13 protein-coding genes are annotated in these 11,033 nt (G+C 70.4%); 10 read left to right on the forward strand and 3 right to left on the reverse strand.

Features of this window, described 5'->3' with window-relative positions; all coding sequences use genetic code 11:
* Positions 1-64 precede the first annotated feature (64 nt).
* The 8 genes from ACWD5Q_RS31185 (at position 65) to ACWD5Q_RS31220 (ending at position 6,609) form a co-directional block, all read left to right on the forward strand.
* Entirely contained in the window at positions 65-1,225 is a 1,161-nt protein-coding gene (locus ACWD5Q_RS31185) for an NAD(P)/FAD-dependent oxidoreductase (RefSeq protein ID WP_451430425.1), read from the forward strand.
* Between the two features lie 88 nt (positions 1,226-1,313).
* Positions 1,314-1,634 carry a (2Fe-2S)-binding protein gene (locus tag ACWD5Q_RS31190; protein ID WP_451430426.1) on the forward strand — a complete coding sequence of 107 codons (321 nt, stop codon included), beginning with the start codon at positions 1,314-1,316 and terminating at the stop codon, positions 1,632-1,634.
* On the forward strand, positions 1,615-3,156 hold the full coding sequence (locus ACWD5Q_RS31195; protein ID WP_451430427.1) for an FAD-dependent oxidoreductase: 1,542 nt from the start codon (positions 1,615-1,617) through the stop codon (positions 3,154-3,156). The genes ACWD5Q_RS31190 and ACWD5Q_RS31195 overlap by 20 nt, the downstream gene beginning before the upstream one ends.
* 84 nt (positions 3,157-3,240) lie before the next feature.
* A complete protein-coding gene (locus ACWD5Q_RS31200; RefSeq protein WP_451430428.1) occupies positions 3,241-4,170 on the forward strand; it encodes a dihydrodipicolinate synthase family protein in 930 nt (309 codons plus the stop codon).
* Positions 4,171-4,201: 31 nt separating this feature from the next.
* Positions 4,202-5,203, forward strand: a complete 1,002-nt coding sequence (locus tag ACWD5Q_RS31205; protein ID WP_451430429.1) for a proline racemase family protein — start codon at positions 4,202-4,204, stop codon at positions 5,201-5,203.
* A 184-nt stretch (positions 5,204-5,387) separates the two neighbouring features.
* Complete coding sequence (locus ACWD5Q_RS31210; RefSeq protein WP_451430430.1) at positions 5,388-5,654, forward strand: aldehyde dehydrogenase family protein; 267 nt, start codon at positions 5,388-5,390, stop codon at positions 5,652-5,654.
* Entirely contained in the window at positions 5,540-5,806 is a 267-nt protein-coding gene (locus ACWD5Q_RS31215; protein ID WP_451430431.1) for an aldehyde dehydrogenase family protein, read from the forward strand. Before ACWD5Q_RS31210 ends, ACWD5Q_RS31215 begins: the two co-directional genes overlap by 115 nt.
* 83 nt (positions 5,807-5,889) lie before the next feature.
* The gene (locus ACWD5Q_RS31220; protein WP_451430439.1) at positions 5,890-6,609 is read left to right on the forward strand and encodes a GntR family transcriptional regulator; all 720 of its coding nucleotides are present in this window, start codon (positions 5,890-5,892) and stop codon (positions 6,607-6,609) included.
* A gap of 220 nt (positions 6,610-6,829) precedes the next feature.
* Here the strand turns inward: ACWD5Q_RS31220 and ACWD5Q_RS31225 are convergent, their stop codons facing one another.
* A complete protein-coding gene (locus ACWD5Q_RS31225) occupies positions 6,830-7,375 on the reverse strand; it encodes a DUF4142 domain-containing protein (protein ID WP_451430432.1) in 546 nt (181 codons plus the stop codon).
* A gap of 576 nt (positions 7,376-7,951) precedes the next feature.
* Here ACWD5Q_RS31225 and bla point away from each other — a divergent pair.
* Complete coding sequence (gene bla / locus ACWD5Q_RS31230) at positions 7,952-8,797, forward strand: class A beta-lactamase (protein ID WP_451430433.1); 846 nt, start codon at positions 7,952-7,954, stop codon at positions 8,795-8,797.
* Between the two features lie 382 nt (positions 8,798-9,179).
* On the opposite strand, the gene ACWD5Q_RS31235 is transcribed toward bla, so the two are convergent.
* Together ACWD5Q_RS31235 and ACWD5Q_RS31240 are read right to left on the reverse strand one after the other, a co-directional pair.
* Entirely contained in the window at positions 9,180-9,956 is a 777-nt protein-coding gene (locus ACWD5Q_RS31235; RefSeq protein ID WP_451430434.1) for a GNAT family N-acetyltransferase, read from the reverse strand.
* Between the two features lie 265 nt (positions 9,957-10,221).
* Positions 10,222-10,767: a recombinase family protein gene (locus tag ACWD5Q_RS31240; RefSeq protein ID WP_451430435.1), complete on the reverse strand. Its 546-nt coding sequence runs from the start codon at positions 10,765-10,767 to the stop codon at positions 10,222-10,224.
* 136 nt (positions 10,768-10,903) lie between these two features.
* Between ACWD5Q_RS31240 and ACWD5Q_RS31245 the strand changes: the two genes are divergently transcribed.
* A partial coding sequence (locus tag ACWD5Q_RS31245) for a transposase (protein WP_451430440.1) occupies positions 10,904-11,033 on the forward strand: 130 nt, incomplete at its 3' end.

Raw genomic sequence — 11,033 nt, forward strand, 5'->3', positions numbered from 1 at the left:
TGGTCGAGTGGCGTTGAGCCTCTTGGCAAGGGCAGTGCAATGTGAAATATTACTTCGCGTGCCTATGAGAAGCTCTGCGGATCTCATCGTCATCGGGGCGGGTGTGGTCGGCGCGGCCTGCGCCTACTACGCGGCCCGCTCCGGCCTCTCGGTCACCGTGATGGACCGTGGCGCCGTCGCAGGCGGGACCACGGGAGCCGGCGAGGGTAATCTGCTGGCCTCCGACAAGGAACCCGGCCCCGAGCTCGAACTGGCCCTGCTGTCCGTGCGGTTGTGGCGTGAGCTGGCCGACCTTCTGCCACCCCTGATCGAGTACGAGGCCAAGGGCGGGCTGGTCGTCGCTTCCGACGAGGCGTCCATGGCAGCCCTGCGGGGCTTCGCCGCCCGGCAGGAGCGCGCGGGCGTGAAGGCGGAACAGGTCACGGGCGACCGGCTCCGTGACCTGGAGCCACACCTCGCCCCGGACCTGGCGGGCGGCTTCCGCTACCCGCAGGACGCCCAGGTGCAGCCCGCACTCGCCACCGCGCATCTGCTGCGTGCCGCCGGCGGGCAGGGCTCCGGCGGGGTGCGCCTGCGGCTCGGTGAGGAAGTCATCGGCGTCCTGACCGGTGCGAACGGGGAGGTACGGGGCGTACGCACGGCGGGCGGTGACGTGCGCGCTCCCTATGTCGTGAACGCCGCCGGGAGCTGGGGCGGTGAACTGGCCCGGCTCGCCGGCGTGGACCTGCCCGTGCTGCCCCGGCGCGGCTTCGTCCTGGTCACCGAGCCGCTGCCGCGCGTGGTGCGACGCAAGGTGTACGCGGCGGACTATGTCGCCGATGTCGCCAGCGGATCGGCGGCGCTGCAGACTTCCGCCGTCGTCGAGGGCACCCCGTCGGGACCGGTCCTGATCGGTGCGAGCAGGGAACGGGTCGGCTTCGACCGCACGCTGTCGGTGGAGGCCCTGCGTCGCCTCGCGGCCCAGGCCACACGGCTGTTCCCGGTGCTCGCCGGGGTGCGCGCGACGCGGACGTACGCCGGATTCCGTCCGTACCTGCCCGACCATCTGCCCGCGATCGGCCCGGACCCCCGAGTTCCCGGGCTGCTGCACGCCTGCGGCCACGAGGGTGCGGGGATCGGACTCGCCCCCGCAACTGGGCTGGTTATCGCCCGAGTTCTGTCTGGTGACCAACTCCCGCTGGACATCGAGCCGTTCAGACCGCACCGGTTCGGTGCGGCGGGATGACGCCCAGGAACTCCGGTCGTGTCTGTCTCCGACGGCGTGTCGACCGGACACCTGTCCTGGATGCCCTTACCTGAAAAGGAGCCGCTCCATGGCGCGTGACCGCACCCCCGCCGGCCTTGTCGGCGCGGCACCCGAAGCCCCCTTCGAGATCACCTTCGACGGGCGCACGCTCACCGCGCTGCCCGGACAGACCATCGCCGCCGCTCTCTGGTCGGCAGGCGTTCTCGCCTGGCGCACCACACGCCGTGACGGCCGTCCGCGCGGAGTCCTCTGCGGCATCGGTCAGTGCTACGACTGTCTCGCCACGATCAATGATCTGCCCAATAAACGGGCCTGCCTGGTCCCCGCTCGCCCCGGCGACGTGATCACCACCCAGGAAGGGCACGGCCATGCCGAACTCGCCGTCTGACGAGGCGACCGATGACAGATACAGCGCGCTGTACGATCTCGCGGTGATCGGCGCGGGCTGCGCAGGCCTCGCGGGTGCCGTAGCGGCATCCGAACAGGGTCTTTCCGTCGCCCTGTTGGACGCGGCCGGTCAGATCGGCGGCCAGTTCTACCGCCACCCCGCCCCGCCGCTCGGGGCGGTGCGCCCTGAGGCCCTGCACCATGACTGGCCCGTGTTCGCCGACCTGAGCCGCCGCCTTGAGTCGAGTGACATCGTTCACCTCGCCGGGCACCATGTCTGGACCGTGGCGCGGGAGGGCGAAGGGGAGTGGGCGGTGCACGCGGTCACGGGTGCGGACGGCACAGGCGAACACCCCGCCCGCGTGCGCGCCCGCACGGTCCTCCTCGCAACCGGGGCATACGAACGCCACCTTCCCTTCCCCGGCTGGACGCTGCCGGGCGTCGTGGCTGCCGGCGGAGCGCAGGCGATGCTGAAGTCCGGGCTCGTGCTGCCCGGCAGGCGCGTCGTCGTGGCGGGCAGCGGCCCGCTGCTGCTCGCCGTCGCCGCCTCGCTCTCCGCCGCCGGGGCGCGCGTTCCGGCGGTGGTCGAGGCGTCCGGCTATACGGGGTACACCCGCCGCCCCGGCGTCCTCGTCGCGAACCCGCACAAGCTGATGGAGGCCGTGGTCCATGGTGCGCGGCTGGTACGGCGCGGTGTGCGCCTGCGCACCCGCAGCGCGGTGACCCAGGTCCACGGCACCGACCGGGTGGAGGCGGTCACCGTCTCCCGTATCGACCGCGACTGGCGGCCCCTGCCGGGGACGGGCCGCCGGATAGCCTGCGACGTGCTCGCGGTGGGGCACGGTCTCGTCCCGCAAGTGGAACTCGCTACGAGCCTCGGGTGCGCGACGCGGCGGACCCAGGACGGCACGTACGCCCTCGCATTGGACGCCCTGCAGGAGACCTCCGTGCGAGACCTGTGGGCGGCGGGCGAGACCGGCGGGATCGGCGGCGCGGAACTCGCCCGCACCGAGGGTGAGCTCGCGGGCATCGCTGTGGCCGCCCGAACGCGCGGCCGTCCCGAACTCGCCCGCGGTGGGCGCGTGCGGGAGCTTCAACGCCGCCGCGACGGCATGCGGGACTTCGCCGACGCGATGGCCGCCGTGCACGCGCCGGGGCCGGGCTGGGTGCACTGGCTGGACGATGCGACGGACGTGTGCCGCTGTGAGGAAGTGAGCGCCGGCGCCATCCGCGAGGCCTTCGCCGACTACGGCGCCCGTGACGCGCGCACGGTCAAACTCCTCACCCGCGCGGGCATGGGCTGGTGCCAGGGCAGGATGTGCGGGGCGGCCGTGGCCTGTCTCGCGGCGGGGGCGGGCGCCGAATCGGCACCGGCGTCTCCCGAGCGTCGGCCGCTCGCGGTGGCCGTGCCGCTGAGGGTGCTCGGCTCGCTCGAGCCGGGCGAGTCGGTCGCCATGCCCACCGACTCGTCCGGGCAGCCCGACGCGGCCGGTCCGGACGGGCCCGACGAGCCCATCGACTGACGAACTCGACGAGCCCACCGACAGACGCACACCACCAGTCCACCAACTCAATAAAATGTCACACATCATAGAAGGGGCTCCTTCATGACCGCCACCACCGTGTCCACCTCCGGCACCACCTGGAACGCCGACCGCCCATGGCACGGCATCATGGTCGCCACCGCACTACCCCTGCGCGACAACCTCGCCGTCGACTACGACGCCTATGCCGAGCACGTCCGCTGGCTCATCGACAACGGCTGCGACGGGGTGGTGCCCAACGGCTCCCTCGGTGAGTACCAGACTCTCACCGACGACGAGCGTGCCCGTGTGGTCCGCACCGCCGTCGAGGCCACGGGGGACGGCACGCGCGTGATGCCGGGCGTCGCCGCCTACGGCAGCGCGGAGTCCCGCCGCTGGGCCGAACAGGCCGCTGAGCAGGGCTGCGGGAGCGTCCTGCTGCTCCCGCCGAACGCCTACCGCGCCGACGAGCAGGCGGTGCGCGCCCACTACGCGGATGTCGCGCGGGCCGGGCTTCCCGTCGTGGGCTACAACAATCCCATCGACACCAAGGTCGATCTCACCCCCGCACTCCTCGCCCAACTCCACGGCGATGGCAGCATCGTGGCCGTGAAGGAGTTCAGCGGCGATGTCCGCAGGGCTTACGAGATCGCCGAACTCGTCCCAGAACTCGACGTGTTGATCGGCGCGGACGATCTCCTGCTCGAACTTGCCCTGGCGGGCGCGGTCGGCTGGATCGCCGGCTACCCGAACGCCTTCCCCGCCACTTGTGCCGAGCTGTACCACGCCGCCGCCGGCGGCCGTCTCGACACCGCGCTCCCGCTGTACAAGTCCCTGCACTCGCTACTGCGCTGGGACTCCAGGACCGAGTTCGTGCAGGCCGTCAAGCTGTCCATGGACCTCGTCGGCCGCCGCGGTGGCCCCACTCGCCCGCCGCGCATGCCGCTGCCCGCCGCGACGGAGACCTCGGTCCGCGCGGCGACCGAGAAGGCCGTCGCCGACGGCCTCCGCTGACCTCGATCGGCCTTACAGGAAGGGATGTTCATTGCGTACCCGCCACGTCTTTCACGCAGTCGACTCGCACACCGAAGGCATGCCCACCCGCGTGATCACCGGAGGTGTCGGGGTGATCCCCGGCGCCACGATGGCTGAGCGCAGGCTCCACTTCATCGAGCACATGGACCACCTGCGCACGCTCCTGATGTACGAGCCGCGCGGTCACGCCTCCATGAGCGGCGCGATCCTCCAGCCGCCGACGCGCCCCGACGCCGATTACGGAGTGCTGTACATCGAGGTCTCCGGCGTGCTGCCGATGTGCGGACACGGCACCATCGGCGTGGCCACCGTCCTCGTCGAGACCGGCATGGTTCCCGTCGCGGAAACCACGACCGTCCGCCTCGACACCCCGGCCGGACTCGTCACCGTCGACGTACACGTCGAGGACGGCGCGGCGAAGTCGGCCACCCTCACCAACGTCCCCGCCTACTGTGTCGGCCTGGACCGCGAGGCGGACGTGCCGGGGTACGGGACGGTGACGTACGACCTCGCCTTCGGCGGAAACTTCTACGCTCTTGTCGAACTGGACGCGCTGGGGCTGCCGTTCGACCGGTCCCGTAAGGACGACCTGCTCGCGGCCGGTCTGGCCATCATGGACGCGATCAACGCATCGCCGGACCGCCCCGTCCACCCGGAGCAGCCCGAGATCGCCGGGGTCAAGCATGTCTACCTCGCCGCCCCCGGCTCCGACGCACACCGTTCACGCCACGCCATGGCCATCGACCCGGGCTGGTTCGACCGGTCACCGTGCGGCACCGGCACCTCGGCGCGGATGGCGCAGCTGCATGCCCATGGCGCGCTGCCGCTGCACCGCGACTTCGTCAATGAGTCCTTCATCGGTACCGAGTTCACCGGCCGTCTCGTGGCGGAGACCGAGGTCGGCGGGATGCCCGCCGTCGTTCCTCGCATCACCGGGCGCGCCTGGATCACGGGCACCGCCCAGTACTTCCTCGACCCGGACGACGCCTTCCCCGGAGGCTTCCTCCTGTGACCACCGCCCTGGCCCCGATTGTCTCGCGCAACCCGGCCGATCCTTCCGACGTCCTGGTCCGGGCCCCCGCTCCGGGGGCCTTCACCGCGGTCCACGCCGTGGAACGGGCTCGTGCCGCCCAGCCCGGCTGGTTCGCAGCCGCGCGGCTGCCCGCTCGGCGGCGCTGGGCACGGTCGCCGCCGCCGTGGAGGCCGCCGCGGACGAACTGGCAGCCCTCGCCGTACGCGAGGTGGGAAAGCCGCTCACCGAAGCACGCGCCGAAGTGGCCCGCACCGCCGCGATCTGGCGGCACTTCGCCCAGGCTTCCTTCGAGCCCAACGGTGCCGTCCACGAGCGATGGGCCACGCGGTACGGATCACGAACTCCGTCCCGTACGGCCTGGTCACCTCTGTGCACACCGCCTCGCTCGATGCGGCGCTGCACGGGCTCGACCACCTTGACACCGGCATGATCCGCGTCAACGCCCCATCCACGGGCGTCGACTTGCATCTGCCCTTCGGCGGAGCCAAGGCCTCCGGCCACGGCCCACGCGAACAAGGACATGACGCCCTGGCGTTCTATACCAGTGGTCGCACCCACACACTGGCACCCGCACACCCATAGGCCCCCGTGAGAACAACATGACATTGTACTCTGGTGATCCGCTCGGCCGTGAGGGCACGGGGCACGAAGGGAACACCACCGCCATGGGCCACCTCAAGCAGCGCAACCTCATCACCACCAGGGAGCGGCTGCGCGACCAGGTCGCCCACGCCCTGCGTGCCGCGCTGATCTCCGGCGAACTGCGCCCCGGCGAGGTCTACTCGGCGCCCGGCCTGGCCGAGGACTTCGGCATCTCCGCGACGCCGGTACGCGAGGCGATGCTCGACCTGGCACGCGAGGGCCTCGTCGAGCCGATGCGCAACAAGGGCTTCCGTGTCACCGAGGTCAACGAACGCGACCTCGACCAGTACACCGAGATCCGCACCCTGATCGAGGTCCCCATGATCGGCCGGATCACCCGCAGCGCCGCCCGCGAGGACCTGGAGGCGCTGCGTCCGGTGGCCGAGGACATCGTGCGCGCCGCGCGCGAGCACGACCTCATCGGCTATTTGGAGGCCGACCGTCAGTTCCATCTCTCCCTGCTCGCGCTCGCCGGAAACGACCGGCTCGTCGAAACCGTCGGCGACCTGCGCAAACGCTCACGCCTGTACGGACTGACCGCTCTGGACGAGCGCGACCAGCTGATCCCGTCCGCCGAAGAGCACATCGAGCTCCTAGACCTGATGGTCGCGGGTGACGCGAAGGGCGCCGAGAAGTGCATCGCCCGCCACCTTGGGCACGTGCGTTCGCTATGGGCCATGGGCGAGCAGGAGCCGGAGCCGGCCGGGCGCACACCCAAGAGACAGCTGGGCGCGGCCCGCTGAGCCCGGTCCGGGGACGGGTGCCAATGATGTCGGCGAGCATCAGCGCCGATGGGCCCCATCCGTGGGCGCACAGGCCGACGCGGATGTTTCCGCGGTCAGGGGCTCTCTTCGAGGGCCCCTGGCCTGTGTGGGCGGGAGCAGTCCACTCTTGGCCGCAGAGCGGCGGCATGCGCTGCTGCCGCCGCTCTCCCACTGCCGTCTCCGGTGCCGGCGGTCAGGTTCAGGTGCCTGTCCGCCCCATGCCGGTGTGGCAGATCCCGCCGCTGACCGCCTCAAGGTGCTTTGCCACTGTGGGCCGGGCGGCCTGGGCGGTCGCGCGGATCTTGGCGTCCTTGCCGGAGGACACTTCCTTGTCGATCAGTGCGAGGGCCTCCCGGTGGCTCGTGTCCTGGCCCTGCAACCACACCCGGTTGTAGTCCCGTTTTCCGTGCAGGGACTTCAGCATGGTGAGCTGTTGCTGCTGGGCGGCTGCCGCTGTCGAGGGCAGGACGATGCCCTTACTGCGGGCCAACGCCACGACCTGCGCATCGAACTTGGTGTGGTCGCGCACGAACATGTCCGCTACCTGTTTCACACAGGTGCTGATGGTGTGCTTCTGGGCATCCTCGGAGGTGGCGATCTCGGCGAGATTACCCTGGTGGATCATCTTGAGGAAGGTGGCGTCGGGTCCGGTGACCGGGGCTGCCGCCATGGCCGGAGCGGTGAGTCCGGCCACGGCGAGCGCCATGGTCACGACGGCTGTGCCGTACGGGCGGTTCATTCGCATGGTGTCCTCCACGTGTCGTGGAACCGGATGATGAGCCGGCCGATGGGCCGGGCGCCCCGAGCAGCGGACGCGCCGGACCCGCCGCCTCCGGGGCCATGCTGACTGCCTTCGCCACCCGCTCGCTTTCCGAGCCACCCGACGGAAATGACACATCCTCCGGGGAATCCGGACCTGGCCTGAGCAACGAGACCATGCGCGGTCGCACGACCAGGTACGCCCGAACGAGTGAAGAGGGGGCCGCCACCCTCAGGCCGCTGCCCCGCGCTGTGATGATCCGTACCGGCCCGCTGCCGTTTCTGCACCGCCTGGTGGTGCGGCCGGCTTCACGGTCAGCGGGGTGCAGGCTGTGTCATTACTCGTCGGTGGGACACAAGGACGGCGCGCTTTGCTGACCTGGTCGGCGGCGTGGGCGGTGACCTCTTCTGCCCGGCCGTGTTGTAGAGCCCGTGCCGAAGTCCTTCAGCGCATCGCCCGCCCCGCCGCAGAGCGGCACGAACAGAGGGAGACGCTTATGGATGTGCGCCCGAGTCGGCGTGGGGTTCTTGCCCCGGGGGTGCCGCGACGGCTTTCACCGCGGTGCTTCCCGCCGGAGGAAGAGCCTTCGCGCAGGGAACGGACAGCGGGGAGATCGCCGGGCGGCTGCGTGCTCTTGAGCAAGCGCATTCCGCGCGGCTGGGGGTTTTCGCCCGTGACAGGGTCACCGATAGGACGGTGCTGTATCGAGCGGACGAGCCGTTCCCGATGTGTTCGACGTTCAAGACGATCGCCGTGGCGGCGGTTCTGCGGGACTTCGACCGCCGCGGTGAGTTCCTCGCCAGGCTGATCCGGTACACCGAGAAGGACGTGACAGAGTCGGGCTACGCGCCGATCACGGGCCTGCCGGACAACGTCGCAGGCGGCATGACGGTCGCGGACCTGTGCGCGGCCGCCATCGGCTACAGCGACAACGCGGCGGCGAACCTTCTGCTGCGTGAGCTGGGCGGTCCGAGCGCGGTCACCTGCTTCTGCCGTTCCACCGGAGACGCGGTGACCCGGCTCGACCGGTGGGAGCCCGATCTGAACTCTGCGGAGCCGGGGCGGGTGACCGACGTCTCAAGCCCGCTGGCTGTCGGCCGGACCTATGGCCGGCTCGTTCTCGGAGACGCTCTCGAAGCGGGAGACCGACAGCGGCTGACCGGGTGGCTGCTGGGAAATACGACCAGCGGCAACCGCTTCCGTGCGGGGCTGCCCAATCACTGGACGGTTGCGGACAAGACCGGTACCGGCGGCTACGGCACCACCAACGACGTGGGCATCGCCTGGCCACCCGGCCGGGGACCGATCGTGCTGGCAGTCCTGTCCACGAAACACGACTCCACCGCGCCGACGGACGAGCCGCTGGTCGCAGGCACGGCTGCACTACTGGCGGCAGCACTCACTTGATCCCCGAACTCGCGGGACCGGGTTCGGTGCGCCGGAGTCAACGCGGCGCCCCAGGCTGGCTCTGTTCCGTAGTCGGTGGTGACGTCGAATGTCCGTCTGTCAGGACGAGGTATGGGTGACGGCGACTCCCTTGGGGTGGCGGTCAAAACCGTGTCACCAAGCCACAAACGGCGGTCTTGCTCCGCCGCCTGCGTAGGTCGGAGCAGTTCAGCGCGGCCGACGCTGCGGTGAGCGCGGGCGGCGTCTACGGCCCAGGTATACCCCGCGGTCGTCGAGCAGGCTCACGCCGACTTTGCCGCGCTCCAGGCCCAGGAGGTCCCTCACCCCTGCCCGGCCGAGTGCTCCAGCCCGCGCACGAGAAGCGTTAAGCAGGGGGTACCGGCTACGGCTTGTACACGTACGGGGTCGTGGTGCTCAGAGCGGCGAAGCCGAGCTGCTGCAGGATCGGGCGGCTCTGGTCGGAGGCGTCCACCTGCACGTAGCGGTAGCCGTGCTCGGCGGCGATCTTGGCGCGGTGCGCAACCAGCGCCCGGTAGATCCCCCGGCCGCGCCAGGCGGGTACGGTGCCGCCGCCCCAGAGGCTGGCGAACTCGGTGCCCGGACGTAGTTCCATCCGCGCCCCGCAGACCGGCATGTCGCCGGCCATCGCGACGACCATGCTGACCGTCCCCGGGCTCTCGGCCAGCATGTCGAGCAGGCTCGGCCGCAGCCAGTCCGCAGTCGTCTCGAACGCCCCCTCGTGCGCGGACAGCATGAGCTCCACGTCGGCCGGGGTCGTCACCGGGTGCAGCCGGACACCCTCGGGCAGTCCGCCCCCATCGGGCAGGTCGGCGATCCGGGCGATCATCAGGGTTTCGTCGGGCTCAGCCTCGAACCCGGCCGCCAGCAGCAGCTCGCCGAGATCCCCCGGCTGGTCATGCGAGTAGTGCTTCCACTCGAACTCACGGCCCAGCTCGGTGAAGTACCGCACCTGCTCGGCGATCGCCGACCGCGCCGTGGCCTGGTCGAGGCCGGACCAGACGACCGCGTTCCAGCCGCCCTTGACGCAGACCTGCCGCACCACCTTGCCGACCCGCTCGACCCGGGCGCCGGGCGCGTCGGCGAGGGTATCCCGCCGCATCTGACGGTCGAAGAGGGCGAGTACTTCAGAAGCATCCATCCGCGCATTTCAGCACGGGCGAGAGGGCTCGCCAAGCGGATTTCCGCCCACCTGGAGGGGGAGTCGGATCAGCGGCCGCAAAAACAACGGAAATCGCTGACCTGACCCTATGAGGGCCGAGCCCCCTGCCGCGCGGCGGTCCCCGCAGACAGACACGAGGAAGAGCCACGAGGGAAACGCCCCGGCAACCAACCGAAAAGCCGCAGGCGGGGGCCGTCTACGCCCCTTGACAGGCCCGGCCCTCATGGGTGGGGCGATGCCGTGGTTACTTTGCTGACTGCGCTGGGTGGGGCAGTGCGGCTGCCCCTATCGGCTCGGCGAGCGCGAGTCGTCCGCCCTTCAGCTCGGGCACGTACTTGTAGATCGTGTTGCGGGAAACGCCGAGGAACTTGGCGATCGAGGAGACGGTGTTCTCCGGGCGAGTGAGCAGGCCGCGGGCGTGGCGTACCTGTTCCTTGGTCATCGCCGGCGGGCGGCCGAGTCGGGCACCGCGGGCGCGGGCGGCGTCCAGACCCTCGTTAGTGCCCTGGACGATGAGTTCTCGGATGAACTCCGCCAGGGCCGCGAAGACGTGGAAGACCAGCCGCCAGCCGGGCGTGGTCGTATCGAGCGCCTCGTGCAGCGAGGTGAAACCGATGCCTCGCTTACGCAGGCCGGACACGATGGCGATGAGGTCCTGGATGGAGCGGCCGAGCCGGTCCAGCGACGGGACGACGAGCGTGTCGGCCTCGCGCAGGAAGTCAAGGGCCTTCCACAGCTTGTCACGCCCGGCGTTCTTGCCGACTTCTTGTCGGCGAAGATTCGGATGCACCCTGCTTCGGTGAGTGCGTGGATCTGCCGGTCGAGCAACTGTCCCTTGGTGCACACGCGTGCGTATGGCCCTTGCCCCTGAGTGGTGGACGCCTCTGATCTCGGCCCCGGTGCGGGCTGGGGAGGAGGGACCACTTATGGTCATGAAGGTGTACTCGCCCGAGTTCAAGGCCGATGCTGTGGCTTTGTACCACTCGGACCCGGACCTCACGATCGCCCAGGTGGCCCGTGACCTGGGCATTCGGCGGGATACCCTGCGCCGGTGGA

The sequence above is a fragment of the Streptomyces sp. NPDC002513 genome, from assembly GCF_053595355.1.